Origin of the sequence: Szabonella alba, from assembly GCF_016765775.1 — a bacterium.
Lineage (GTDB): Bacteria > Pseudomonadota > Alphaproteobacteria > Rhodobacterales > Rhodobacteraceae > Szabonella > Szabonella alba.
In genome coordinates, this window is record NZ_JAESVN010000004.1 from 177,234 (window position 1) to 203,301 (window position 26,068).

At 65.4% G+C, this 26,068-nt stretch carries 19 protein-coding genes; 4 read left to right on the plus strand and 15 right to left on the minus strand.

The genetic code is table 11. From position 1 onward, the window contains the following. Positions 1 to 3 precede the first annotated feature (3 nt). Positions 4 to 1,758 carry a single-stranded-DNA-specific exonuclease RecJ gene (recJ, locus tag JL811_RS11100; RefSeq protein WP_202688693.1) on the plus strand — a complete coding sequence of 585 codons (1,755 nt, stop codon included), beginning with the start codon at positions 4 to 6 and terminating at the stop codon, positions 1,756 to 1,758. A 30-nt stretch (positions 1,759 to 1,788) separates the two neighbouring features. Here the strand turns inward: recJ and JL811_RS11105 are convergent, their stop codons facing one another. The 5 genes from JL811_RS11105 to JL811_RS11125 all read right to left on the minus strand — a co-directional run bounded on the left by JL811_RS11105 (position 1,789) and on the right by JL811_RS11125 (position 8,138). Next, entirely contained in the window at positions 1,789 to 2,877 is a 1,089-nt protein-coding gene (locus JL811_RS11105) for an ABC transporter ATP-binding protein (protein WP_202688694.1), read from the minus strand. 11 nt (positions 2,878 to 2,888) lie between these two features. Further along, positions 2,889 to 4,544, minus strand: a complete 1,656-nt coding sequence (locus JL811_RS11110; RefSeq protein WP_420496778.1) for an alpha-amylase family glycosyl hydrolase — start codon at positions 4,542 to 4,544, stop codon at positions 2,889 to 2,891. Positions 4,545 to 4,554: 10 nt separating this feature from the next. After that, on the minus strand, positions 4,555 to 5,685 hold the full coding sequence (locus JL811_RS11115) for a carbohydrate ABC transporter permease (protein WP_202688695.1): 1,131 nt from the start codon (positions 5,683 to 5,685) through the stop codon (positions 4,555 to 4,557). Next, entirely contained in the window at positions 5,685 to 6,677 is a 993-nt protein-coding gene (locus JL811_RS11120) for an ABC transporter permease subunit (RefSeq protein ID WP_202688955.1), read from the minus strand. Before JL811_RS11120 ends, JL811_RS11115 begins: the two co-directional genes overlap by 1 nt. A gap of 105 nt (positions 6,678 to 6,782) precedes the next feature. After that, on the minus strand, positions 6,783 to 8,138 hold the full coding sequence (locus tag JL811_RS11125; RefSeq protein ID WP_202688696.1) for an ABC transporter substrate-binding protein: 1,356 nt from the start codon (positions 8,136 to 8,138) through the stop codon (positions 6,783 to 6,785). A gap of 244 nt (positions 8,139 to 8,382) precedes the next feature. Here JL811_RS11125 and JL811_RS11130 point away from each other — a divergent pair, with 244 nt between their 5' ends. Genes JL811_RS11130 through JL811_RS11140 form a run of 3 tightly spaced genes read left to right on the plus strand, consistent with a single transcriptional unit; the run spans position 8,383 to position 11,760 of the window. Beyond that, a complete protein-coding gene (locus tag JL811_RS11130) occupies positions 8,383 to 9,414 on the plus strand; it encodes a LacI family DNA-binding transcriptional regulator (protein WP_202688697.1) in 1,032 nt (343 codons plus the stop codon). A gap of 1 nt (position 9,415) precedes the next feature. Next, positions 9,416 to 10,771: a GH1 family beta-glucosidase gene (locus JL811_RS11135; RefSeq protein WP_202688698.1), complete on the plus strand. Its 1,356-nt coding sequence runs from the start codon at positions 9,416 to 9,418 to the stop codon at positions 10,769 to 10,771. Positions 10,772 to 10,782: 11 nt separating this feature from the next. Continuing rightward, on the plus strand, positions 10,783 to 11,760 hold the full coding sequence (locus JL811_RS11140; protein WP_202688699.1) for a glucokinase: 978 nt from the start codon (positions 10,783 to 10,785) through the stop codon (positions 11,758 to 11,760). Between the two features lie 121 nt (positions 11,761 to 11,881). Here the strand turns inward: JL811_RS11140 and JL811_RS11145 are convergent, their stop codons facing one another. The 10 genes from JL811_RS11145 to glgA all read right to left on the minus strand — a co-directional run bounded on the left by JL811_RS11145 (position 11,882) and on the right by glgA (position 26,039). Further along, positions 11,882 to 12,670 (minus strand): FAD binding domain-containing protein, encoded by a 789-nt coding sequence (locus tag JL811_RS11145; RefSeq protein ID WP_202688700.1) that lies wholly within the window; start codon positions 12,668 to 12,670, stop codon positions 11,882 to 11,884. A 13-nt stretch (positions 12,671 to 12,683) separates the two neighbouring features. After that, positions 12,684 to 15,056 carry a xanthine dehydrogenase family protein molybdopterin-binding subunit gene (locus tag JL811_RS11150; protein ID WP_202688701.1) on the minus strand — a complete coding sequence of 791 codons (2,373 nt, stop codon included), beginning with the start codon at positions 15,054 to 15,056 and terminating at the stop codon, positions 12,684 to 12,686. A 57-nt stretch (positions 15,057 to 15,113) separates the two neighbouring features. Continuing rightward, positions 15,114 to 15,605, minus strand: coding sequence for a (2Fe-2S)-binding protein (locus JL811_RS11155; protein ID WP_202688702.1), 492 nt, complete (start codon positions 15,603 to 15,605; stop codon positions 15,114 to 15,116). 40 nt (positions 15,606 to 15,645) lie between these two features. After that, the gene (locus JL811_RS11160) at positions 15,646 to 16,185 is read right to left on the minus strand and encodes an SRPBCC domain-containing protein (RefSeq protein WP_202688703.1); all 540 of its coding nucleotides are present in this window, start codon (positions 16,183 to 16,185) and stop codon (positions 15,646 to 15,648) included. 143 nt (positions 16,186 to 16,328) lie between these two features. Next, a complete protein-coding gene (locus JL811_RS11165) occupies positions 16,329 to 18,572 on the minus strand; it encodes a hybrid sensor histidine kinase/response regulator (RefSeq protein WP_202688704.1) in 2,244 nt (747 codons plus the stop codon). A 1-nt stretch (position 18,573) separates the two neighbouring features. Then, entirely contained in the window at positions 18,574 to 19,695 is a 1,122-nt protein-coding gene (locus JL811_RS11170; RefSeq protein WP_202688957.1) for an FIST N-terminal domain-containing protein, read from the minus strand. A 55-nt stretch (positions 19,696 to 19,750) separates the two neighbouring features. After that, complete coding sequence (locus JL811_RS11175; RefSeq protein WP_202688705.1) at positions 19,751 to 20,464, minus strand: response regulator transcription factor; 714 nt, start codon at positions 20,462 to 20,464, stop codon at positions 19,751 to 19,753. Between the two features lie 412 nt (positions 20,465 to 20,876). After that, a complete protein-coding gene (locus JL811_RS11180) occupies positions 20,877 to 22,508 on the minus strand; it encodes an alpha-D-glucose phosphate-specific phosphoglucomutase (RefSeq protein ID WP_202688706.1) in 1,632 nt (543 codons plus the stop codon). 16 nt (positions 22,509 to 22,524) lie between these two features. After that, positions 22,525 to 24,618 (minus strand): glycogen debranching protein GlgX, encoded by a 2,094-nt coding sequence (gene glgX, locus JL811_RS11185; RefSeq protein WP_202688707.1) that lies wholly within the window; start codon positions 24,616 to 24,618, stop codon positions 22,525 to 22,527. Then, positions 24,615 to 26,039, minus strand: a complete 1,425-nt coding sequence (gene glgA / locus JL811_RS11190; RefSeq protein ID WP_202688708.1) for a glycogen synthase GlgA — start codon at positions 26,037 to 26,039, stop codon at positions 24,615 to 24,617. Before glgA ends, glgX begins: the two co-directional genes overlap by 4 nt. Positions 26,040 to 26,068: the final 29 nt, after the last annotated feature.

A 26,068-nucleotide genomic window follows, 5' to 3' on the forward strand; every position in this document is an offset into this window, starting at 1 on the left:
TCCATGACCGACCGCGCTTTTCTTGATGTGACACGCTCTGCCACCGGCCGCCGCTGGATCGGTCCGACGGATGAGGAAACACGTCAGGCCGAGGCGCTGGCGCAGGGCAGCAGTCTGCCGCTGCCGCTTTGCGTGACACTGGCCCGACGCGGGGTGACGGCGCAGGATATCGACAGCTATCTGGCCCCGGCCCTGCGCGACCTTCTGCCCGATCCGTTGACTCTGCGCGACATGGGCCGGGCCTCCGAGCGTTTCCTTGTCGCGCTGAAACGGCGAGAGCGGATCGCGGTCTTTGCCGATTACGATGTGGATGGCGGCACATCGGCGGCGTTGATCCTGACATGGCTGCGCGCCATGGGGCATGGCGCCACACTCTATATCCCCGACCGGATTGATGAGGGCTATGGCCCCAATATCCCGGCCATGCAGGCGCTTGGCCGCGAGCATGACCTGATCCTTTGCGTTGATTGCGGAACGCTCAGCCATGACCCCATTGCGGCGGCGGGTTGTGATGTCGTGGTGCTGGACCACCATCTGGGCGCGGAAACCCTGCCGCCCGCGCTGGCCGTGGTGAACCCCAACCGGCAGGATGAGGATGGCAGCCTTGCCCATCTCTGCGCGGCCTCGGTCGTCTTTCTGATGCTGGTCGAGTCCAACCGCCGCCTGCGGGGCGAAGGTGTCACCGGTCCCGACCTGATGGCGATGCTGGATCTTGTGGCGCTGGCGACGGTCGCCGATGTGGCCCCGCTGATCGGGGTCAACCGCGCGCTGGTGCGGCAGGGTCTCAAGGTCATGGCGCGGCGGGAACGTGCGGGTCTGCGGGCGCTGGCCGATGTGGCGCGGATGGATCAGGCCCCCAGTACCTATTCGCTGGGCTTTCTGCTGGGCCCGCGCGTCAATGCGGGCGGCCGGATCGGGCAGGCCGATCTGGGCGCGCGCCTGCTGGCCACCGATGACCCGGCCGAGGCGGCGGCGATTGCAGAAAGGCTGGACCTTCTGAACACCGAACGCCGCGATATCGAGGCCGCCGTGCGCGCCGCCGCCATGGCACAGGCCGAGGCGCGGGGACTGGACGGTCCGCTGGTCTGGGCGGCAGGCGCGGGCTGGCATCCGGGTGTTGTCGGCATTGTCGCGGCACGGCTGAAAGAGGCGACAAACCGCCCCGCTGTGGTGATCGGCATCGAAGACGGCATCGGCAAAGGATCGGCCCGGTCGGTGTCAGGCGTCGATCTGGGGGCTGCGGTGCAGCGCGTCGCCGCCGAAGGGCTGTTCCTGAAGGGAGGCGGCCACAAGATGGCGGCGGGCCTGACGGTTGAGGAGGCCCGCATTGATGAGGCGATGGCCCGGCTGGGCGAATTGCTGGCACGGCAGGGCGCGGGGGCGGGTGGCCCGGCGGATCTGCGGCTGGACGGGCTGCTGATGCCCTCGGCGGTCACCCCCGACCTGATCGAGCGGATCGAGGCGGCGGGGCCTTTTGGCGCCGGTGCCCCTGCCCCGCGATTCGCCTTTGCCCATCAGCAGGTCAGCGCCCGGCGGGTCGGCGAAAGCCACCTGCGGATCAGCTTCGGGGACGGGATGGGCGTGAAACTGGACGCCATCGCCTTCGGGGCCTTTGACGGGCCGCTCGGGCCCTTGCTGGATCAGGGCGGCGCGGGCCGGTTCCATCTGGCGGGCAAGCTGGAGATCAACACATTCGGAGGCCGCAGCCGCCCGCAATTGCGGCTGGAGGACGCCGCCCGCAGCGACAGGGCGGACTGAACCAGCCGCCGCCCAGCCGCATGGCGGACCTCAATGCCGATACAGCAGCGACCGGCCCTTGTGGAACAGATGCACCTTGCCCGGATCGGCGGTCAGTGCGACCGAACGGTGCCGCAGACCGGCATGGATGCCCGGCAGTTTCGCCACGACCTGCGCCGCCTCGCCCTGCCGCTTGAAATACAGCAGCGTCACCTCGCCAAGCGCCTCGGTGATCTCCACCTCGCCGGTAAAGATCGCCTGATCCATGGTTTCGACCAGATCCTCGGGGCGCACGCCGATATTGACCTTCATGCCCAGATCGGAAACCTGCGTTGGAATGGCCGAACGCGCCGTGCCGCCGCCTTCCAGCCGGATCACCGTCATCGGACCGGTCTCGACCACCTCCCCCGCCAGAAGGTTCATCGCGGGTGATCCGATGAACTGTGCGACGAATTCGTTTTCGGGGCGTTCATAAAGCTGCAGTGGGCTGCCGACCTGACTGATCCCGCCCCCCGCCAGAACGACGATGCGGCTGGCCAGCGTCATCGCCTCGACCTGATCATGGGTGACATAGATCATCGTGCTTTCAGGCATCTGTTCCTTCAGCTGCGCAATCTCGATCCGGGTCGCCACACGCAGCGCGGCATCGAGGTTCGAAAGCGGCTCATCGAACAGATAGACCTTCGGATCCCGCACGATGGCCCGGCCGATGGCAACCCGCTGACGCTGCCCGCCCGACAGCGCCTTGGGCAGGCGGTCCAGATAGGGCGTCAGTTGCAGGATGCGCGCGGCCTTGTCGACGCCTGCGGCGATTTCATCCTTGGATTTCTTCGCGATCTTCAGCGCGAATTCCATGTTTTCGCGCACCGTCATATGTGGATAAAGCGCATAGGACTGGAACACCATCGCGATGCCGCGCTGCGCGGGGGGCACATCATTGACCAAAGTGCCGTCAATTTCCAGCGTGCCGCCGGTAATCCGCTCCAGCCCCGCGATCATCCGCAGCAGCGTCGATTTTCCGCAGCCCGAGGGGCCGACGAAAACGATCAGTTCCCCCTGTTTGATATCCAGATTGATATTGGCAAGGACCTTGACCTCACCATAGGCCTTTTCGACATTCACCAGTTTAAGATCGGCCATCGGTTCCCCCCTCAGACGCGCTTCACAAGGCAGGACCCCCAGGGCCCTAGCCGAACCTGGCCCGCCTGCCGCTCATCCGGGGCGACGGCCCCGACCGCCGCCCCGACGCTGCGCCAGTCGCCCGGCGGCAGGTCAACCGTCACCTCCTCCGCACCCAGATTGAAGGCACAGAAAATCTCATCGCTGCCGGCGCTGCGGATCAAGCTCAGCAGATCGCCCTCAGCCCGCATCTCGGTCTGCACGCCCTTGGACAGCGCAGGCTGGCCGCGCCGCAGCGCAATGGCCGCACGGTAATGCGACAGCAGACTGCCTGCCGCGCGTTGCTCGGACGGGGCCAGATGCAGATGCGCGGCAGGCACCGGCAGCCATGGCTTGCCGCTGCTGAACCCGCCCGTGCCATTGTCCGACTGCCAGACCATCGGGGTGCGGCATCCGTCCCGCCCCTTGAACTCGGGCCAGAATTCCTTGCCATAGGGATCCTGCAGATCCTCATAGGCGATTTCAGCCTCGGGCAGGCCCAGTTCCTCACCCTGATACAGGCAGACCGACCCGCGCAGGCACATCAACAGCGTCGCATAAGCCCTTGCCGCTGCGTCGGAAAGGTTCCAGCGCGTGATATGGCGCACGACATCATGGTTGGAATAGGCCCAGCAGGCCCAGCCCCGTGGTGCCGCCGCATCAAGCGCTGCAAAGGTCTCGGCCACCCGCGCAGGCGTCAGGGGCACGGGGGCAAGGAATTCGAAGGCATAGCACATCTGCATCCGCGCCTCGCCATCGGTATACTGGCCCAGAATCTCAAGCCCCCGCTGGCTGTCGCCCACCTCACCCACGGCGGCGGCGTTATACGGCTCCATCACGGCGCGCAGCCGCTCCAGAAAGGCGATATTCTCGGGCTGGCTTTTGTCGAACAGATGCAACTGGTGGTTATAGGGGTTCACCGCAGGTGCCGTATCGGCATTGCGCTGATCCTTGGGCAGGGGCGGATTGTCGCGCAGATGCCGGTCGTGGAAATAGAAATTGATCGTGTCCAGACGGAACCCGTCCACGCCGCGTTCCAGCCAGAATCGCGCGACATCCAGAAGGGCCTCCTGCACGGCGGGTTCGTGAAAGTTCAGATCGGGCTGCGAGGTCAGGAAGTTGTGCAGGTAATACTGTTCCCGCCGCGCGTCCCATTGCCAAGCCGGCCCTCCGAAGATCGACAGCCAGTTGGTCGGCGCCGTGCCATCCGGTTTCGGATCGGCCCAGACATACCAGTCAGCAAGGGGATTGGTCCGGTTCGCGCGGCTTTCGCGGAACCACGGATGCTGATCCGAAGTATGCGACAGCACAAGGTCGATCATGACCCGCAGGCCCAGTTCATGCGCGCGCGACACTACCGCATCGAAATCGGCCAGCGTGCCGAACATCGGATCGACATCGCAGTAATCGCTGACATCATAGCCGAAATCCTTCATCGGCGAGGTGAAGAAGGGGCTGATCCAGATCGCATCCGCGCCAAGGTCGGCGATATGCGGCAGGCGCTGCACGATGCCCGCCAGATCGCCGATCCCGTCACCCGTGCTGTCCTGAAAGCTGCGGGGATAGATCTGATAGATCACCGCGCCGCGCCACCAGTCGCGATCCGCCTGCCGCGCGTCCTGCCCAAGGCTTTGCATCATGCCCATCATCCGGTTCCCGTTACTTGACCGACCCGGCCAAGAGGCCGCGCACAAGGTATTTCTGCATGGCAAAGAACACGACCAGCGGCACCGCGATGGTGACAAAGGCCGAGGTTGCAAGGATTTCCCAATCCCCGCCGCGCGATCCCATCAGTTCCTTCAACTGCCCGGTCATCACCAGCTGATCCTGCGTATTGCCAAGGAACACCAGCGCCACCAGAAGGTCGTTCCATGTCCAGAGGAACTGAAAGATCGCGAAAGAGGCGAGTGCGGGGAAGGAAAGCGGCAGGATGATCTTCAGGAAGATCTGGAAATCGGTCGCCCCGTCGACCCGCGCGCTTTCGATGATCTCACGCGGCAGGCCGACCATGTAATTGCGCAAAAGGTAAACCGCCAGCGGCAGGCCGAACCCGGTATGGGCCAGCCAGATGCCAAGGTAACTTTTGCCAAGGCCAATCTCGTTATGCAGCTTCAAAAGCGGGATCAGCGCCAGTTGCAAGGGCACGACCAGCAGCCCCACCACCCCCGCGACCAACAGCGCGCGGCCCGGAAACTCCATCCATGCCAGCGCATAGGCGGCAAAGGCCGCGACAAGGATCGGAATGACAGTGGCCGGGATCGACACGGTCATCGTGTTCAGAAAGGCCCGGCCCAGACCTTCGGCCCCCAACACACGCCCATAGTTTTCAAAGGTAAACCGGGGCGGCGTGACCGAGGTGACGAAGATCCGCATGCCCCGCCTGCCCTCAAACTCGGTGGCCGAGGTCAGGCGGAAATCACCGTTCTGCAGAACCGTCAGATCCGCGCCATCATCGGCGGGCACGGTTTCCCCTGCCGGGAAGGCGCCGGGATCCCGCGCCGAGGTGCCAAAGGATTTCACGCTGCCGCGCCCGCCCTCGAACACATTGCCCGAAATCACGAAAACGCCGTTTTCGTCCACCGCATCCCCCGCCCCCGGGGCGCGGTATTGCAGCGTCTGTTCCGCCGGGAACATCGCCTTCCACCAGCCCGAGGCGGTGATCTGGTCGCGGTCGCGGAAGCTGGAAACCAGCAACCCGAAGGTTGGAAACAGCCACAGAAGCACCAGCGCAAGGGCCGACAGGTTCACCACCCAGACCAGCCGCGATTTCGTGCCGACGATATTGTCCATCACCGGGTCTCCTTCGCGGCATTGCGGATGTTCCAGATCATGATCGGCGTGACCATCAGCATGATGATGATCGCAGCGGTCGAGGCGCGGCCCGTGTCATTGCCGCGAAACATCCAGTCATACATCAGGTTGGCCAGAACCTGCGTGCCCCATTGCCCGTTGGTCATGGTCAGCACGATGTCAAAGACCTTCAGGACGGTAATGGTGATCGTGGTCCAGACCACAAGGATCGTGCCCCAGATCTGCGGCACCTTGATCTTGAAGAAGATCTGCAGGGGCGAGGCCCCATCAAGGATCGAGGCCTCGATGGTTTCCTCGGGGATGCCGCGCAGGGCTGCCGACAGGATGACCATGGCAAATCCGGTCTGGATCCAGACCAGCACGATCATCAGGAAGAAGGAATTGACGCCGGGAAGTGTCAGCCAGGTCTGCGCCTGCCCCCCCATAGCCGTCCAGACCGCGTTCAGGACACCGATCTGTTCCTGTCCGTCGGGGCGGTACTCATAAATCAACTTCCAGATAACCGCCGCCCCGACGAAGGAAATCGCCATTGGCATGAAGATCATTGCCTTGGCGAAATTGCCCCAGCGGATCCGGTCGGTGACCGCCGCTGCCACAAGACCCAGAAAGGTCGATGCCGCCGGAACGAAGACCAGCCACATCAGGTTGTTCCACATCGACTCGCGGAACTTCGCGTCATTGATCAGCCAGACATAATTGTCCGCGCCGACAAATGTTTCACCCCGCGCATCATGAAAAGACAGCCAGACCGAGACAAAGACCGGATAGACCAGATAGACCCCCAGAAGCGCCAGCGCGGGCATCAGGAACAGCCAGGGCCGGATCGCGCCCGCCCGGTTGATATTGCGCCCCGCCTGCGGCCCTGACGCCGGATAGATCCGGTCAAGGATCAGGTTCGAGACGAAGAAATATCCGATGCAGCCGAAGACCCCCACAAGGATCGTTACCGCCGCCATGCCCAATTGTTCCACGCGCGCCTCCCCCTCCCCAATGACGGGCACCGTCACTGGACCGCCCCGCCGTGACGGCCCCCTTTGCCTGCCGCGCGCCCGGGTTCCGGGCGCGGGCCTGTCAGGTCACTTGAGACTGTCCCAGGTACGCTGGATCTCGGCCGCGATTGTCGCGGCGTCGCCCCCGGCAGTGTAATCGACCATGCCCGTCCAGAACACGCCCGCCCCGATCGCCCCCGGCATCAGGTCCGACCCGTCAAAGCGGAAAGTGTCTGCCTCCAGCAGGATATCCCCCATCTTGCGCAGGGTCGGATCGCCATAGGTTTCGGTATTCACGCCCTTATGCGGCGTGAGAAACCCCGATTGCGCCATCCAGACCTCATGCGCGATGGGGGTCTGCAGAAATTCGATGAAGGCCTGCGCGACCGGGCTGTCCTCGGTCACGACAAACAGCGTTCCCGCCCCCAGCACCGGGCGGCCCAGATCACGGTCTGCGTAAGCGGGGAAATAGAAGAAATCGACATCCTCACCGACAAAGGTGCCTTCGGGAAAGAAGGACGGAATGAACGAGGCCTGCCGGTGCATGTAGCATTGCGGCGGAAACTGGAACAGACCCTTGGGACTGTCGCGGAAATCGGTCGAACCGACCGCCCCTGCCCCGCCCGCGACATGGGCATCATTGCGCGCGAACCAGCCGAATTCCTCAATCGCGGCCACGACTTTCGGATCGTCGAATTTCAGGTCATTCGCGACCCAGGCATCGTAATCGGCGGGGCTGTTGACCCGCAGCATCATATCCTCGACCCAATCCGTCGCGGGCCAGCCCGTCGCCGGGCCCGACCCCAGCCCGATGCACCAGGGCGTGTCGCCATCGGCCACGATCTGATCGGTCAGGGCGCGCAGGTCTTCCATGGTTTCGGGCACGTCATAGCCTGCATCCTCGAAATTTTCCGGCACATACCAGACCAGTGATTTGACATCGACCTTGTAGAAAAAGCCATACAGCGCCTCTTGCCCGTCCGCGCCCGCATAGGTGGCCAGATCGACCCAGGACTGCCCGGCTGCGTAATTTTCCCGCAGCCAGTCGGCGGTTGTCGCAGGCAGCGGGGCAAGCTGCCCCCGCGCGGCCAGATCGGCGGCAAGACCGGGCTGCGGAACGACCGCCAGCCCCGGGGGCGAACCCGCCTCGACATCAATCATCACGCGCTGCTCAAACCCGTCGCCGCCGGTATATTCGACATCGGCCCCGGTCGCGGCCTCGAAATAGGCGATCACGCTTTGAAAAAGTTCTTTGTCGATGCCGCCCCATGGCCCGTCGATGCGCAGACTTTGGCCTGAAAGGTCATGCGCAGCGCCGAACGCCTCATAGCTGTCCCAGTGGAACCGCGCATCCTCGCCGGGCGTGAATTTCAGATCCTGCGCCTGCGCGCCGCCCGCGATCAGCGCGAGCATGGCCGCGCCTGCCATCATTCTGGCCTTCATTGCATCCTCCCGATGATCCCCTCCCGGCGGCAGAATCGATTCAAACCGCTTTGGATAGGTCACATTCCCCGATCCCCTTCTTTGTGTCAATCCTTTGCCATGGCCCTGCCACCCGCAGCCTTCGCCCGACCGGGCCTCGATACGGGTTTGTCGCGCCAATCCGGCCGGGAATTCTGGTATACCTTTGACGCGCCAGCGATCCGCGGCTATTGTCCCCCCGACTTCAAACCGTTTTGGGCCAGCGATGAATCTCAAGCAACTTGCCAGCCAGCTTGGCCTTTCGCCGACCACGGTCAGCCGTGCGCTGAACGGTTATCCCGAGGTGAACGAGGCGACGCGCGAACGGGTCATGGCCGCTGCCAAACGGCACAATTACCGCCCCGATTCCCGCGCGATCCGGCTGGCGACGGGGCGCTCCATGGCCATCGGTCATGTCATTCCGGTCGCCACAAGGCATGAGATCGTGAACCCGATCTTTTCGGATTTCATTGCCGGCGCCGGTGAGGTTTATTCCCGTTCAGGCTATGACATGCTGATTTCGGTCGTCGCCGATGAGGATGAAGAAACCGCCTATCGCAACCTGCGCGCGCGGGGTGCCTGTGACGGCGTGATCCTGCATGCGCCGCGCCTGGACGATGCGCGGATCGACCTGCTGACGGAAATCGGCCTGCCCTTCGTCGTGCATGGCCGCTCAACCGGGGCGGCGCTGCCCTATTCCTGGGTCGATGTGAACAACCGCCGCGCCTTTGAGCGCGCGACCGGCTTCCTGCTCGATCTCGGCCACCGGCGGATTGCATTGGTCAACGGGCTGGAATTCATGGATTTCGCGATCCGCCGCCGCAAGGGCTATCTCGATGCCCTGGCGGCCCGGGGTATCAGCGCCGATCCCGCCCTGATGGCCAGTGACGAGATGACCGAGGCGCGGGGCCATCGCGCGGGACGGGACATGCTGTCCCTGCCCGATCCACCCACGGCCTTTGTCATCTCGTCGATGATTTCGGCCCTTGGCCTGCGCCGCGCGATTGAGGAGCAGGGCCTGAAACTCGGGCGCGATGTGTCGGTGGTGATCCATGATGATGATCTGAGCTATCTGCGCAATGGTGAGGACGTGCCGATCTTCACCGCCGCCCGATCCTCGGTGCGTGAGGCCGGCCGGCAGGCGGCAGCTATGCTGCTGGACTTGCTGGGCGCGCCGGACAGCGCCCCGCGTGAGGCCCTGCTAGAGGCCGAACTCATCATCGGCCAGTCGACCGGCCCCGCCCCGGAGCGCAAATAGGATGCTTCCCTCACGCAGTGATTTTCCCAAGGACTTCCTGTTCGGGGTCGCCACATCCGCTTATCAGATCGAAGGCCATGCGCAGGGCGGCGCAGGCCGCACCCATTGGGACGACTTTGCCGCAACGCCGGGCAATGTCGCCGGGGCCGAAGATGGCGCGCGCGCCTGTGACCACCTGAACCGCTGGCCGCAGGATCTGGACCTGATCCGCGATGGCGGCTTCGATGCCTACCGGTTTTCGGCTTCATGGGCGCGGGTACAGCCCGAGGGGCGCGGCCCCGCCAACCGCCAGGGTCTCGATTTCTACGACCGGCTGGTAGACGGGATGCTGGAGCGCGGGTTGAAACCGGCGCTGACGCTCTATCACTGGGAACTGCCCTCACCGCTGGCCGATCTGGGCGGCTGGCGCAACCGCGACATTGCGGGCTGGTTTGCCGATTACACCGAAATACTCATGGCCCGGATCGGCGACCGGATCTGGTCAGTTGCGCCGATCAATGAACCGTGGTGCGTGGCATGGCTGTCGCATTTCATGGGCCATCACGCGCCGGGGCTGCGCGATATCCGCGCCGCCGCCCGGGCGATGCATCATGTCTGTCTTGCCCATGGTCAGGCCGTCGCGGCCTTGCGCGCGGGTGGCGCGCGCAATGTAGGGGCCGTGTGCAATTTCGAATATGCCCATCCGGCCGATGACAGCCCCGCCGCCCATGCCGCTGCCCGGCTTTATGACGGGATCTACAACCGCTGGTTTGTCGAAGCGTTCTGTCAGGGGCGCTATCCCGATGATGTGCTGGAGGGCCTCGCCCCGCATCTGCCCGCAGGCTGGCAGGACGATATGGCCGGAATCGCCGCCCCGCTCGACTGGCTGGGGCTGAATTACTATACCTGCAAGCGCATCGCCCCTGCCCCCGGCCCTGATCCAGCCCCATGGCCTGCGCTGGCCGAAACGCCCGGCCCCCTTCCGGAAACCGCGATGGGATGGGAGATCTTTCCCAAAGGTCTGGGCCATTTCCTGCGCCGCATCGCGCGCGACCATGCGCCCGGCCTGCCGCTCTACGTCACTGAAAACGGCATGGCCGCCCTCGACGCCCAGACCGGCGGGGCTGTAGAGGACAACGACCGCATCACCTATCTTTCCGCCCATCTGGCCGAGGTCCGCGCGGCGATTGCGACGGGCGTGCCGGTCAGGGGTTATTTCTGCTGGTCGCTTCTCGACAATTACGAATGGGCCTATGGCTACGACAAGCGGTTCGGCCTTGTCCATGTGGATTTCGACAGCTTGCAGCGCACCCCGAAAGCATCCTATCACGCGCTTGCGCACGCGCTTGCGCGCCCTTCCGCGCAAGCCGCCCCCTGACGGAGCCCCCGATGACCGCCACCGATCCGCGCCCCAGCCTCGTCGCCGATATCGGCGGCACGAATACCCGCGTGGCGCTGGCCACCGGGGGCGCGATCCGCGAGGAGACGATCCGCCGCTTCCGCAATGCCGACCATCCGGGGCTTGCGCCCATCCTGCGGACCTATCTTGACGGGGCCGGGGCGGGCAAATGTGCCGGGGCCTGTATCGCCGTGGCAGGACCGGTGCGCGATGGCGTGGCGACGATGACCAATCTGGACTGGACCATTGACGCCAAAACGCTGGAACAGGCGACGGGCGCGCCGCGCGTGGCGATCCTGAATGACCTGCAGGCACAGGGCCATGCGCTTGGCCATATCCCGCCCGGAAAACTGACGCCGATCCTCCGTTCGGCGGCACTGCCCGCGCCCGGGGCGACAAAGCTGGTCATCGGCATCGGCACCGGCTTCAACGCGGCCCCGGTGCATGAAACCCCGCAGGGGCGGCTGGTCGCCCCGTCGGAATGCGGCCATGTCACCCTGCCGGTCCGCGATGCCGCCGACTTGCGCCTTGCCACTTTCATTGCCGAAATCCACGGTTTTCCGGGGGTCGAAGATGTGCTGTCAGGGCGCGGTCTGGAGCGTCTTTTCGCCTTTCAGGGCAAGGAAACCGGGCAGACCGGCGATCAGACTGCCGCCGGGATTGCGGCCGCGCTGGATGGGCAAGGCCCGTTTGGCCCCCGTGCGCAGGCGACGGGGCGGCTGTTCTCTCGCCTCCTGGGCAATGTGGCGGGCGATCTGGCGCTGATCCACCTGCCGTTCGGCGGCATTTATCTGTGCGGCGGCGTGGCGCGCGCCTTTGCCCCGCATCTGGCCGCGATGGGATTTACCGAAGGGTTCCGCGACAAGGGCCGTTTTGCAGGCTTCATGGAAGATTTCAGCGTCGCGGTGATCGAGGATGATTACGCCGCCCTGACCGGCTGCGCCGTGCATCTGGCGCAGGCCCAGTAAGGACGCCCGTTTTTTCTGTCCGCAAATATCCCGGGGGAGCCCCGTTTGCACGGGCATCTGCACGGGCAAACGGGGCGGGGGGCAGCGCCCCCTCCCCGCCGGGTTTGCAAAACTGACCCTGTCAGCCCGCCGCCCTGACCGCGCGCGCCGTCATCACGCCGACCAGATGCGCGCGATACTCGGCCGATCCGTGCAGATCGGCGATCATGTCATCGGCCGGAACCGTCAGCCCCGTGACCGCATCTGCGCTGAAATCGCCCGACAATGCCGCCTCGGCCTCGGCCCATCGGAACACCCCGTTATTCGAGGCCCCCGTCACCGCGACCCGCACCCCGTCGGCAAAGCGGGCAACAAAGACCCCCACCAGCGCAAAGCGGGACGCGGGCTGCGCGAATTTCACATAACCCGCTGCCTGCGGCACCGGAAAGCGCACGGCGGTGATGATCTCGCCTTCCTCCAGCGCAGTGGCGAACATGCCCTGAAAGTAATCATCCGCCGCAATGTCGCGCGTGTTCGTCACAATCGTCGCGCCCGACCCGAGGGCTGCCGCCGGATAACAGGCCGAAGGGTCGTTATTGGCAAGGCTGCCGCCGATCGTGCCCCGGTTGCGCACCGCCGGATCGCCGATCTGCCCGGCAAGGGCGGCCAGCCCCGGATAATGCGCCGCCGCCTTGGCCGCAACATCGGCATGGCAGGTCGCCGCCCCGATTGTCACACGGCCTTCCGCCGCCGAAACGCCCTGCAACTCGGCAATCCCGGTCAGGCTGACCAGCCGTTCGGGTGAGGCCAGGCGCTGTTTCATCGTCGGCACCAGCGTCTGCCCGCCCGCCAGCGCCTGCGCGCCGTCATCGCCCATTGCCTTGACCGCTTCGGCAAGGGATGCGGGTTTCACGAGTTCGAAATCATACATGGGTTTCCCTCCCTCAGCCGTTCATGGCCGCCCAGACGCGCGCAGGCGTCACGGGCATGTCGATATGGGTTACATGGGCATGACCCGCGCGTTGCAAGGCGTCGATCACCGCATTGACCACCGCAGGCGGTGATCCGATGGCCCCGGCCTCACCACAGCCCTTCACGCCCAGCGGGTTATGTGTGCAAGGCGTGATGCAGGAATGATCGACCGTGAACATCGGCAGATCATCGGCGCGCGGCATCGCGTAATCCATGAAGGACCCGGACAGAAGCTGCCCGTTGCCGTCATAGGCGCAGTTTTCCAGCAGCGCCTGACCGATTCCCTGCGCCAGCCCGCCCTGCACCTGCCCCTCGACGATCATCGGGTTGACGATATTGCCGAAATCATCAGCGGCGGCAAAGGACAGGACCTGCACCTTGCCGGTGTCAGGATCCACCTCCACCTCACAGCCATAGGCGCCCGAGGGGTAGGTGAAGTTCGACGGATCGTAGAACGCCGTTTCCTCAAGCCCCGGTTCAAGGCTTTCCAGCGGGTAATTATGCGGAACATAGGCCGCCAGCGTGACCCCCGCCCAATCCACCGATTTGTCGGTGCCCGCAACTGCGAATTTGCCGTCCTTCAGCTCGATATCGGCCTCGGACGCCTCCAGCAGATGCGCCGCGATCTTTTTGGCCTTGTTGATGATCTTGTTGGTGGCCTTCACGATGGCCGAGCCCCCGACCGCAAGCGAGCGGGAACCATAGGTGCCCATGCCCATCGGCGTGTTCGAGGTATCGCCATGCACGATGTCGATCTGGTTTGCGTCAATCCCGATCATCTCGGCCACGACCTGCGCGAAGGAAGTTTCATGCCCCTGCCCGTGGCTGTGGCTGCCGGTATAGACCGAGATCGAGCCGGTGGCATTGACCCGCACCGTGGCAGATTCGTAAAGCCCCGCCCGTGCGCCCAGCTGGCCCACAAGGTTGGACGGCGCAATTCCGCAGGCCTCGATGTAATGCGCGATGCCGAAACCGCGCAGCTTGCCGCGTGTGGCACTTTCCGCGCGCCGCGCCTCGAACCCCGCATGGTCCGAAATTTCCAGCAGCTTGTCCATCGTGGCCTGATAATTGCCGGTGTCATATACAACGGCGACCGGCGTCTGATAGGGGAACATGTCAGGCGTGATGAAGTTCTGCCGCCGCAGGTCAACCGGATCGACGCCCAGTTCCCGCGCGGCCTTGTCGACCAGGCGTTCCAGCTGAAACGTCGCCTCGGGCCGGCCCGCGCCGCGATAGGCATCGACCGGCACGGTATTTGTGAACACCGCCTTGACGTTCACATAGATCAGCGGCGTCTTGTAATTCCCAGCCATCAACGTGCCATGCAGCCATGTCGGGATCGAGGGCGCGAAGGTCGAAAGATAAGCGCCCATATTGGCATAGGTATCGGTGCGCAGTGCGGTGAAGTTGTTCTCGTCGTCCAGCGCCAGTTCGATCTTCGTCACATGATCGCGGCCATGAGCATCCGAAATGAAGGCCTCGGACCGCGACGAGGTCCATTTCACCGGACGTCCGACCAGCCTTGCGGCAAAGGTCACCGCCGCCTCTTCGGCATAGTGATAGATCTTCGATCCGAATCCGCCGCCCACATCGGGCGCCACGACCCGCAGCTTGTGCTCAGGGATCCCCAGCACGAAGGCCCCCATCAGAAGGCGGATCACATGCGGATTCTGGCTGGTGGTATACAGCGTGTACTGGTCGGAATGGGATTCAAAATCCCCCACGGCCACGCGCGGCTCCATCGGGTTCGCAACCAGCCGGTTGTTGACCAGTTCCAGCGTCGTCACATGCGCGGCCTTGGCGAATGCCGCATCAACAGCGGCCTTGTTTTCCTCGACAAACCCCCAATCGTAACACAGGTTCGAGGTCAGATCGTCATGAACCTTTACCGCCCCCTCGGCCAGCGCGGCCTTCATGTCCAGCACCGGGGTCAGTTCGGTGATATCAACCAAAACCGCCTCGGCCGCGTCTCGGGCCTGTTCATAGGTTTCGGCGATGATCATCGCGATGGGGTCACCGACATGGCGCACCTTGCCATCCGCCAGAACCGGATGCTTGGGCTCCTGCATCACCTGCCCGTGCCGGTCGGTGACCTGCCAGCCGCAGGGAATTCCACCGACCGCCGCAAAATCCGCCGCCGTCAGGATGCGCAGCACGCCCGGCATCGCCTCGGCTGCCGACAGATCAATCCCGTTGATCCGGCCATGCGCCACATCCGAGCGCAGGAAATGCGCATGGACCTGACCGCGAATGTTGATGTCGTCCGTATACCGGCCCTTGCCGGTCAGAAAGCGCATATCCTCGCGCCGCTTGGTGCTTGCACCGATGCCACCGTCTTTCGGCATGACAACCTCCCTTGATGCGATACGTCAAAAGCGGATCGCAAGTTTTTGATTTATCTCCTATTCCGCGGCGACACCAAGGCCGGAAACATCCTGCCCCGAGGCCGCCAGAACCGCCTTGACGATATTGTGGTAGCCCGTGCAGCGACACAGATTTCCCTCAAGATAATGCCGCACCTCATGTTCGGTGGGCTTGGGGTTCTCGGCCAGCAGGGCAGCTGCCGACATCACCATGCCCGGGGTGCAGAAGCCGCATTGCAGCCCGTGATGGTCCTGAAAGGCCTGCTGGATCACCGAAAGCGACCCGTCGGCATTGGCCATGCCCTCGATCGTGCGCACCTGCGCCCCCGCCACTTCCTGCGCAAAGACCGAACAGGATTTGACGGCCTTCCCATCGACATGAACCAGACAGGCCCCGCATTGCGAGGTGTCGCAGCCGATATGCGTGCCGGTCATCCCCAGCCCGTCGCGCAGAAAGGACGACAGCAGCGTGCGCCCTTCGGTGTCCGCCGAGACGGTCTTGCCATTCACCGTCATCGTGACTTTTGTCATGGTCATCCTCCCTTGAAAATCATCTGGGTAGCGATCCGGTTCAGCCGATCATGCGCTTGAACCAGCCCTTTTTCTGTTCGGGATCGGCGCCTTCTGCCGCCTCCCCGCCTTCCGTCACCTCTGCCTCATCCGCGTCCTGCGGCCCTTCGACGGCCTGCTGGAAACGGGCAAAAAACTCATCCGCCATCTTCTTGGCAAAGCCGTCGATGATGCGACTGCCAAGCTGGGCCAGCTTGCCACCGACATTGGCCTCTACCTCATAGGACAGAAGCGTGCCGCGTTCGGAGGGCGTCAGCGTGACATTGGCCCCGCCCTTGGCAAAACCCGCAGGCCCGCCCTTGCCCTCCCCCGTGATCCGCAGGCTTTCGGGGGCAACCATGTCGGACAGGGTCACCGCGCCGGTAAAGCGCGCCTTCACGGGGCCGACCTTCTGCACCACCACCGCCTCGAACCCTTCTTGGGGGCTGCCGGTCATGCTTTCGCAGCCCGGAACGCAGGCTTTCAGGACATCCGCATCAAGGATCGCGGCCCAGACGGTTGCGGGATCCGCCGCGATATCGCGCTGGTCGGTCAGTTTCACAGGTCAGTCCTCCCTTTCGCCCCTGCGCGTCGCGGCCATGGGCCGGGCAGCGTGCGATGCTGCCACACGGGGCATCGCGGGCCTTTGAAACACCCTATGCGCAAATCCGCAGGCAGGGCTATGGAACAATGGTCGTAGGCGCATCATGACGCCAGAACCCCGGTCAGGAAAGCCTGCAGCGCGGCGGGGTCCAGCGGTTTTTTCAGACAGGTCATTCCGTCGGGCAGGTCTGCCGCCTCAGCCCCCGACAGAAAAAGGCAACAGGGCAGATCGCCATGCAGATCGCAGAACTGCTGCACGAAACGGCTGGCCGCCCCGGCCCCGGCCGCGCCCGTGTCGACCAGCAGCACATCGGGCAGAATGCCGATTTCCGTGATCAGCGCCAGCGCTGCAGGCCCGTCAGCGGCATCCAGAACATTCATGCCCCATTTTTCCAGCAAAAGCCCGATGGCCCGGCGCAGATCGGCATCGGGTTCGACCAGCAGCGCGATGCGGTCGCGCGTCACTGCCCTTGCCTGCAGGCGCCCGGCGGCGTCGCTGCCCGGCGGGATTGCGGCCGGGGCGGCGGCACCCGCCCGTTCCACTGGGACCTGCAGCAGAAAGACCGTGCCCCGCCCCGTTACGGATCGCAGGCCCAAGGGATGACCCAGAAGAGCCGCCGCCCGCTCGACAATCGCCAGCCCCAGCCCCATGCCTTCCGAGGCCGAGGCGCGGGCATTCAGGCGGTGGAATTCCCGAAAGATATTGTCCTGTTCCGCCTCGGGAATACCCGGGCCGGTATCCCAGACCTCAAGCTGCAGCATCTGGCCCCGGCGCCGCGCCCCGACCACGACCCGGCCCCGTTCGGTATAGCGGATCGCATTGCCGATCAGGTTCTGCAGGATGCGCCGCAGATAGGCGGGATCGGATCGCACGACATGCCGCGCGGGCCAGACCCGCAGCGCCAGCCCGCGTGCCGCCGCCACGGGGCCGAATTCCTCGGCCAGTTGCGCAAGCAGCCCCGCCAGATCGACCGGGCCGGGTGTCACCGCCGCCTTGCCGCTGTCCAGTTTCGAGATATCCAGCAGCGCGCCCAGTATAGCCTCGACCGAATCCAGCGCATTCTGTGCCTTGCCCAGCGTCTCGCGCAATGGCGGGGGCATCGGGCCATCCTCGGCCGCAGACAGGAACAGCCGCGCCGCCGACAGGGGTTGCAAAAGGTCATGGCTGGCCGCCGCGACGAAACGCGCACGGCTGGCATTGGCCCGTTCGGCATCGGCCAGCGCGTCCTCCAGCTCCAGCGTGCGGTCGCGCACGCGTGCCTCCAGCGTTTCATTGGCCTGTGACAGCGCCGCAATCGCCGCGCGCTCGGCGGTGACATCGGAGAGTGAGATTACAAAGCCCCGGTCCGGCATTTCCTGCGCGAAGATATCCAGCACCAGCGCAGCATCGCCCCGTTCAGCGCCAAAGCGCAGATGCGGGCGCGCCGCCCCCCCGGCCTGCGCCGCAGCCCAAGCCAACAGCGCCGCCGCATCCAGACCTGCCAGCCGGAAATCGCGGGGCAGCCGGTCCATCAGCAGGCCGAATTCGGCCCCCATCCGCAAGGCCGACATCGGCAGGGCCAGCAATTCACCGAATCGCCGGTTCCAGCCGATCAGCCGCGCCTGCGCGTCGAAAATCGCCACCCCCTGCGCCAGATGGTCCAGCGTCGCCCGCACCCCGCGCGCCTGATCGTCCAGCAGCCGCCCGCGCGTTTCCCGTTCCAGCCGGATGATATCGGTCACATCGGTCTGCAGGATCACCGTGCCGCCATCCAGTGTGCGGTGTTCGGACACCTGCAGCCAGCGATCCCCGGTCAGGCTGACGCTGACATTGGCATGGGGTTCACGATGGGCCCGCATCCGGCCCGCGCGCCAATCGTCAGGCCCCTGCCCCGCAGGCAGCGCCAGATCAGAGGATCGGCTGACCATTCCGACATAATCGGCAAAGGCCAGCCCCGGGGCCAGTCGGGCATGGATGTCCCGCAAGGCCAGGCAAAATCGCGAATTAAAAAGGATCAGCCGGTCGGAGGGGTCGAACAGCGCGAACCCCTCCTGCAACTGTTCCAGCGCCGAGGCCAGATTGCGCCGCGCGGCCTCGGTCGCGCGATTGGCCTCGGCCAGACGCGCATTGGAGAGGTTGAGCAGATCCAGCGCGCGTTCCAGATCGCGCGTGCGCTCGCGCACCTCATCTTCCAGCAGCACGGCGCGCTGGAACTGCGCATAGGCGGCCCCGCCGTCATCGGTGGCCTGTTCGACGCGCTTCATCAAGGCGCCCGCAATGACCAGCAGTTTGTCGCGCTGCCGTTCGGGCGCATCCTGCGGGTCGATCAGGTCTGCGGGAACCTCGGGATCGGGGGCGCGCGCCATGTCAGACCCCCGGCGGATAAATCGCAACGCCGGTCAGCGTCTGGTTGACATGCATGGCGCCCATCTGTTCGCCATAGGTCGAAAAGCCCAGCACCCCATGCGCCCCCAGCAGTGCCGAGATTGCCCCCGTCATCTGCTTTTCCTGCGCCTCCATCCGGCGCAGGATGCAGTCGCAGGCCAGAACGGCGGGCGCCACACCGCCCTCGCGCAGTGCCTCCAGCCCTTCGGCCAGATGGGCAACCATGTCGCAAGGTTCGGCCAGCGTCAGCACCAGCCCCTCATCAATCGCTGAAAAGAACACCAGATCGCCATTCGGGGCGACCTCGCGGATGGCGCGGACATGATGCTGCCCACCGATCCGCACCACGACCGGATGGGCGGCAAAGGTGAAGGGCGTCAACTGTGCCGGATCCTTGCCCAGCAGCCGCGCATATTCCCGCGCGGCGGGTTCGGCATTGATCTGATGCACGATGCGCCGCGCAGGGCTGGCCGAGGTGACGACCATGCGCCGCGCCGTCGGGCGCAGATGGTCCAGCTTGAACACCCGCGCCCGGCAATCCGACCGCACCAGCGCCAGCACCGCCGCGTTTTCCAGCGCCCGCCCCTGATGAAAGACAAAGGTTCGCCCGAAACGCAGCCCGTCCCCCGCCGATCCGCCGAACAGCGGCACCGGCCCCAGCCCCGCCGCCAGAACGCCAGCCAGTTCATCCTCGCGCAGCGACAGCCCGTCCACCATCAGAAAGGCAAACTCATGCGCCCAGTGCGGTTCACGGTCCGCCAGCATCTGCCGGGCGCGGATCACCTGACCCGTCAGCGCCTCACGCCCGATGGCATCCAGCCCTTCGATCAGCAGCGGATGGGCGGTGAAATGCGCCGCCGGAAGCCCCACGGCCAGAAGGCTGTTTTCAGCATAGCCGCCGGGTGCGATTTCCCCCGCCGTGGTGCAGCCGATGACCGGCACCGCACCAAAGGCCGCCTGCGCCGCACCCGCGAGTGCTGCCGGGTCATGCCCCGGCCCCGCGAACAGCAGGACCAGCGCCAGCGGCCCCTCTCCCAGCCCGGCCTTCAGCGCCTGAACCGGATCGGCGGCATCGCCCGCCACATGGGCGCGCGGCAGATGGATGCCACCGCCGGGGGGCGGGCTGGGCGCGGGATCGGGACGGGTCCGGTCCACGCGCTCAGGCCTGATCCGGCATCAGGGCGGCAAAACTCGCCTCCTGCACGATCAGCACCGCCTGCGTGCGGCTTTGCACGCCCAGTTTGCGCATGATCGCGGTGACATGGGCCTTGACCGTGGTTTCCGCGATGGACAGGTCAAAGGCGATCTGCTTGTTCAGCCGCCCCTCGCAGATCAATTGCAGGATGCGCGACTGCTGCCGCGTCAGAAGCGCCAGCCGAGCCAGCGCCGCCTCACGCCGGTTGCCGGGTCCGCCCGGATCGGGAACATAGCCCTCGGGCAGATAGCGCCGACCGGCGGCCACCGCGTCAAAGGCCGCGCGGAACACCTCACGCCGGGAATGTTTCGGAACGAACGCCGCAGCCCCCGCCGCAAGCGCCGCCCCGATGGCGCGATGATCGGCCATCGAGGACACCACGACCACCGGCAGATCGGGCACGGCGCTGCGCAGCCGCACAAGCCCGTCAAAGCCCGTCACATCCGGCAGGTCGAGATCCAGCACCACCACATCGGGCAAGGGCACCAGATCCAGCCGCGCCAGCGCCGTCTCCAGCCGGTCCGCCGTGTCGATCGCGGCGATCCCCGCCACGGATTTGAGCGTCATCGCCAGCGCATCGCAAAACAGCGGATGGTCGTCGACGATCAGCGCATGACGAAACCCGCCCTTTGCGCGGCCGGGGGGGAAGGGAACGGGACTATCGGGCTTTGGCTGCATCGGCCTTTCCTTGAACTGCCCCTCAGGGTAGCAGCGCCGCAGGCCCGCGCAACAGGTCAAAAGGTCGAAGCATTTTCCGGGTGGGGTTGCCGTGAGGCACCGGGTTGGCGGTAAGCCCTCGCGATCTGTCCATGACCGGGGCCATCGCCCCGGTCATGCGAGGCGGGTGGAATTTGTCCTCCGGTGGCCCAAAGGCCGCCGGACAGCACCCGCCCGCCCCAAGGCGGGTGCTTCGCCCCCGCCCGGGCAGGCGCTGTCCTCTGATCTTTCGTGTGGCTGGCGGTTCCGGGGCAAGGTAGCGCTGCGGGCGGGGAAAAGCGGTGCTTTTCCTCATCCGCCCGAACCCGCTGCAAGCACAGCGCAAAACGGACTGGCGATAGAGAATCCTTTCCCGACTCGCCTGCCTGCCCGCTCAGGTCACCACATCCGGCGCGGTCCGGCCGGTATGCCCGGCAATTCCCGCGATTTCATGCGCGGCGCGGATCATCGGGCCCAGCGCCTCTTGCGGGTCAAGGCCCAGCCCATCGGGCCCGGGTGCATAGCGCTCAAGATACAGGCGCAGCGTCGCGCCCTCGGTCCCGGTGCCCGACAGGCGCAGCACGATCCGGCTGCCGCCCTCGAACACCACGCGCACGCCCTGATTGCGGCTGACCGAGCCATCCACCGGATCGGTATAGGCAAAATCATCGGCGGCAGCGATGGTCATGCCCTCGACCTCCAGCCCCGGCAGATCCGCCAGCCGTCCCCGCAGATCGGCAATCATCGCATCGGCCTTGGTCGTTTCGATGGCCTCGAAATCATGACGGCTGTAATAGTTCCGCCCGAACCGCGCCCAATGCGCGGCCATGATCGCCTCCACGCTTTCCCCGCGCGCGGCAAGGATGTTCAGCCATAGAAGCACCGCCCACAGCCCGTCCTTTTCGCGCACATGGTCTGATCCGGTGCCGAAACTTTCCTCACCACACAGCGTGACGCGGCCCGCATCCATCAGATTGCCGAAGAACTTCCAGCCCGTCGGCGTCTCAAAGGCCTCGATCCCCAAGGCCTCGGCCACCCGGTCCACCGCCGCCGAAGTGGGCATCGACCGCGCCACCCCGGCCAGCCCCTTGGCATAGCCGGGCGCCAGATTCGCATTGGCGGCCAGAACCGCCAGACTGTCGGAGGGTGAGACATAGATGCCGCGCCCCAGCACCATGTTGCGATCCCCGTCGCCATCCGAGGCCGCGCCGAAATCGGGTGCCTCCGCGCCCATCATCTCGGCCATCAACTCATGCGCCCAGGTCGGATTCGGATCGGGATGCATGCCGCCGAAATCGGGCAGTGGTGTGGCGTGAACCACCGTTCCGGGCGCCGCCCCCAGACGGTCCTCAAGAATGCCCTTTGCATAGGGGCCCGTCACCGCGCACATCGCATCGAACCGCATCCGGAACCCAGCCTGGAACAGACCGCGGATCGCGTCGAAATCGAACAGGCTTTCCATCAGATCGGCATAATCGGCCACCGGATCGACGATCTGCACCTCCATCGACCCCAGCGTCACCGTGCCCAGCCGGTCAAGGTCAATCGCGGGGCCGTCGAACAGGCTGTAGGCGCGGACGCCTTGCGTTGCGACATGGATCGCATCGGTCACCGCCTCGGGGGCCGGGCCGCCATTGGGCATGTTGAACTTGATGCCGAAATCCGCCTCCTCCCCCCCCGGATTGTGTGAGGCCGAGAGGATGATCCCGCCATCGGTGCCGTTCAGCCGGATCAGATGGCTGGCGGCCGGGGTCGACAGGATGCCGCCCTGCCCGACGATCACCCGCACCGCCCCCTGCCCCGCCGCCATACGCAGGATCACCTGCACCGCCTGATCGTTGTGAAACCGCCCGTCACCGCCCAGAACAAAAGTCTTGCCCTCGGCGCCGCCAATGGCCTGAAAGATCGCCTGCACGAAACATTCCAGATAATGCGGCTGTCGGAAGACCCTTGTCTTCTTGCGCAGCCCCGACGTGCCGGGCTTCTGCCCTTCAAAGGGTGTGACGGTGATGGTGCGGACGGCCATGGGTATTTCCCTTCTTTCAATCGTTCTGCGGCACGAAAACAAGGACCGAGCCTGCGGGGGCCTGATAGGATCCTGACAGATCCGTTGCTGTCGCCTCGGGGCGGGTCGTGTCAAGGATCAGCCGCCAGCGTGGCGCAGTTTCCGGCAGGTTCAGGCCGACCGGCCCGCCCGCGTTGAACCAGGCCAGCAGCGCCTCCCGCCCCTCGCCCGCGCCTTCGGCAGCCATGCGCAACTCTACCCCCAGACAGCGGAAATCGGCGTCATGCCAATCCTCGGGGCGCGGTTCAGCCCCGTCGGGGCGGCGCCAGATCACATCGCGCAACCCATCCGCCGCGCGGGCACGGGCATGCAGGAACCGTCGCTGCCGCAACACCGGATGGGCGCGGCGCAGGTCCGCCAGCCGCGCCATGAAACCGGTCATTTCGGCATCCCCCGGTTCCCATTGCAGCCATCCGGTTTCATTGTCCTGCGCATAGGCATTGTTGTTGCCGCCTTGGGAATTGCCCAGTTCATCCCCCGCCAGCCACATCGGCGTGCCCTGGCTGAGCATCAGAACCGCCATCAGATTGCGCCGCCGCAGGGCGCGGGCCGCATGGATCGCGGGTTCGTCTGATGGTCCCTCGACCCCCAGATTGTCGGAATGGTTGTCGCCATGGCCGTCACGGTTTTCCTCACCATTGGCGAGGTTGCGCTTGACGGTAAAGGACACGAGGTCCGCCAGCGTGAACCCGTCATGCGCGGTGACGAAATTGACCGAAGCGTGTGCCGCGCGCCCACCATGGTCGAACCGTTCCGCCGATCCCAGCAATCGCTTGGCCAGATCGGGCGCCATTCCCGCATCGCCGCGCCAAAAGCGCCGGACCCCGTCGCGGAACCGGTCATTCCATTCGGCGAAGGGATGCGGGAACCCCCCCAGCTGATACCCCCCCAGCCCGATATCCCAGGGTTCCGCAATCAGCTTCACCCGCCCCAGAACCGGATCCTGCCGGATCGCATCGAAGAAACCGCCGCGCGGATCGAACCCCGGCGTCTCTCGCCCCAGCACCGTGCCCAGATCGAACCGGAACCCGTCCACATGCATTTCCGTGACCCAATAGCGCAAGCTGTCCATCACCATGCGCAGCACCATCGGATGCGTCAGATCCAGCGTATTGCCGGTGCCGGTGTCATTGACATAGAACCGCCCGCCCTCACGCAGCCGGTAATAACTGGCATTGTCCAGCCCCCGGAAGGCCAGCGTCGGCCCCAGTTCGTCCCCCTCACCGGTATGATTGTAGACGACATCAAGGATCACCTCGATCCCGGCATGATGCAACCGGCTGACCATGGTGCGGAATTCCAGCATCGCATCGCGCAGCATGTAGCGCACATCAGGCGCGAAAAAGCCGATGCTCTGATAACCCCAGTAATTGCGCAATCCTTTCGAGACCAGAAACCGGTCATCGACAAAGGCATGGACCGGCAGCAGTTCCACCGCCGTCACCCCCAGCCGGGTCAGATGATCCAGCACCGGATCGGTGGCCAGTCCCAGATAGGTGCCGCGCAAGCCTTTCGGAACCTGCGGATGTAGCGCGGTCAGGCCCTTCACATGCGCCTCATAGATCACCGTATCGGTCCAGGGCCTGCCGGGGGGCGCATCCTCCCCCCAACTGAAGGCGGTGTCGGTCACCACCGATTTCGGCATGGCAAAGGCGCTGTCGCGATTGTCAAAGGACAGATCGGCCCGGGCGCTGCCGACGCGGTAACCCATCAGCGCATCCGACCAGCGCAGCCGCCCCTCCAGCCGCCGCGCATAGGGGTCGATAAGCAGTTTTGCCGGGTTGAAGCGATGCCCCTCCTCGGGCCGGTAAGGGCCATGGGCGCGAAAGCCATAGGCCTGACCGGGCAGAAGCCCTGCGACATGCATGTGCCAGACATCGCCATCGCGGTCACGAAAGGGCAGACGCGCAATCTCGCGCCGCCCGTCCTCGGCGAAAAGACACAGCTCCATCGCTTCGGCATGGGCGGAAAACACCGCAAAATTCACCCCATCCCCGGTGGGCGTCGATCCCATCGGCCAGGGCTGGCCCGGCCCTGCCGACCAGCCCGAGTGCCGCGCGGCATGGCTCATCGCAGCAGGCCTTCGTAAAGGGCGGCATAGGCGGACGCACTCGCCTCCCATCCCAGATCCTGCCGCATCGCGGCTTTCATCATCGCGGGCCAAAGCTTCGGCTGGCCATGAAGATCACAAAGACGCCCCAGCGCGCGGCCAAGCGCCATCGCATCCGTCGGATGAAAGACGATCCCCGTCGCCACCCCTGCGGCCAGCGCCACCGGACTGGCCGAAATCACCGTATCGGCCAGCCCTCCCACGGCCGAGACGACCGGCAGCGTGCCAAAGCGCAGGCCATACATCTGGGTCAGTCCGCAAGGTTCAAACCGCGACGGCACCAGCACCGCATCGCCGCCCGCAAACATCCGGCGGCTGAGGGCCTCATCATAGCCGATCCGCACCGCCACCCGCCCCGGATGGGCGGCAGCCAGCGCCTGCATCGCCCCCTCCAGCCCCGGATCGCCCGAGCCCAGCACCAGCAGCCCCCCGCCCTGCGCCACGAAATCCGCAGCAACCGGCGGGATCAGGTCGATGCCTTTCTGATCGGTCAACCGGCTGACGACAATCGCCAGTGGCCCCGGCACCTCCAGCCCGAATTCCGCGCAAAGGGCGGCACGCGCGGCCGCCTTGCCCTTCAGGCTGCGCAGCGAATAGGGCGCATCACCGGCCTCGGGCGACCAGACGGCGGTATCGACGCCGTTCAGGATGCCCGAAACATCGGCCGCCCGTTCGGCAATCACCCCTTCCAGCCCCATGCCGAACTCGGGGCGCATAAGTTCCTCGGCATAGCGGGGTGAAACCGTGGTGATCCGGTCCGCCGTCACGAGCCCCGCCTTCAGCGCGGAAATCCCGCCATAATATTCCAGCGCACCGGAATGGAACTGATCCCCCGGCAGGCGCAGTCTGGCCAGACGGTCGGCGGGGGCAAAGCCCTGAAAGGCGATATTGTGGATTGTCAGCACCGTGGGCACCGCCCGCCCGTGATAGGCGATATAGGCCGGAGCCAGCCCCGCCTGCCAGTCATGGGCATGGACCAGATCGGGCCGCCAGCCATCGGCCAGCCCCTCCTCGGCCAGCATTGCCGCCGCCCAGCAGAGTGCGGCAAAGCGTTCGGGATTGTCCGGCCAGTCGCCTTCCGGCCCCGAATAAGGCCCGCCCGCACGATCAAAAAAATGCGGCGCGTCCAGAAGCAGCACCTCCATTCCCGCCACGCGCCCGCCCCGCACCTCGCCCGGCCCGCCGAACAGATCGGCCTCGCGCCACAGCACCGGCCAATCCGCGATCCCGCCCCGCAAGCTGCGATAGGCGGGCATCAGCACGCGCATCTCCCAGCCTTGCCCCGCCAGCGCCCCGGGCAGCGCGCCCACGACATCCGCCAGCCCCCCGGTTTTCAGCAGGGGAACCGCCTCGGATGCCACCGACAAGACCCGTTTCTTCATGTCGCCTCGCCCCTGACTTCATCTGTTCA

Coding starts and splice junctions, on each gene's coding strand:
- recJ (WP_202688693.1), top strand. CDS start 4: ATGACCGACCGCGCTTTTCTTGATGTGACACGCTCTGCCACCGGCCGC.
- JL811_RS11105 (WP_202688694.1), bottom strand. CDS start 2,877: ATGGCCGATCTTAAACTGGTGAATGTCGAAAAGGCCTATGGTGAGGTC.
- JL811_RS11110 (WP_420496778.1), bottom strand. CDS start 4,544: ATGATGGGCATGATGCAAAGCCTTGGGCAGGACGCGCGGCAGGCGGAT.
- JL811_RS11115 (WP_202688695.1), bottom strand. CDS start 5,685: ATGGACAATATCGTCGGCACGAAATCGCGGCTGGTCTGGGTGGTGAAC.
- JL811_RS11125 (WP_202688696.1), bottom strand. CDS start 8,138: ATGAAGGCCAGAATGATGGCAGGCGCGGCCATGCTCGCGCTGATCGCG.
- JL811_RS11130 (WP_202688697.1), top strand. CDS start 8,383: ATGAATCTCAAGCAACTTGCCAGCCAGCTTGGCCTTTCGCCGACCACG.
- JL811_RS11135 (WP_202688698.1), top strand. CDS start 9,416: ATGCTTCCCTCACGCAGTGATTTTCCCAAGGACTTCCTGTTCGGGGTC.
- JL811_RS11140 (WP_202688699.1), top strand. CDS start 10,783: ATGACCGCCACCGATCCGCGCCCCAGCCTCGTCGCCGATATCGGCGGC.
- JL811_RS11145 (WP_202688700.1), bottom strand. CDS start 12,670: ATGTATGATTTCGAACTCGTGAAACCCGCATCCCTTGCCGAAGCGGTC.
- JL811_RS11150 (WP_202688701.1), bottom strand. CDS start 15,056: ATGCCGAAAGACGGTGGCATCGGTGCAAGCACCAAGCGGCGCGAGGAT.
- JL811_RS11155 (WP_202688702.1), bottom strand. CDS start 15,605: ATGACAAAAGTCACGATGACGGTGAATGGCAAGACCGTCTCGGCGGAC.
- JL811_RS11165 (WP_202688704.1), bottom strand. CDS start 18,572: ATGGCGCGCGCCCCCGATCCCGAGGTTCCCGCAGACCTGATCGACCCG.
- JL811_RS11175 (WP_202688705.1), bottom strand. CDS start 20,464: ATGCAGCCAAAGCCCGATAGTCCCGTTCCCTTCCCCCCCGGCCGCGCA.
- JL811_RS11180 (WP_202688706.1), bottom strand. CDS start 22,508: ATGGCCGTCCGCACCATCACCGTCACACCCTTTGAAGGGCAGAAGCCC.
- glgX (WP_202688707.1), bottom strand. CDS start 24,618: ATGAGCCATGCCGCGCGGCACTCGGGCTGGTCGGCAGGGCCGGGCCAG.
- glgA (WP_202688708.1), bottom strand. CDS start 26,039: ATGAAGAAACGGGTCTTGTCGGTGGCATCCGAGGCGGTTCCCCTGCTG.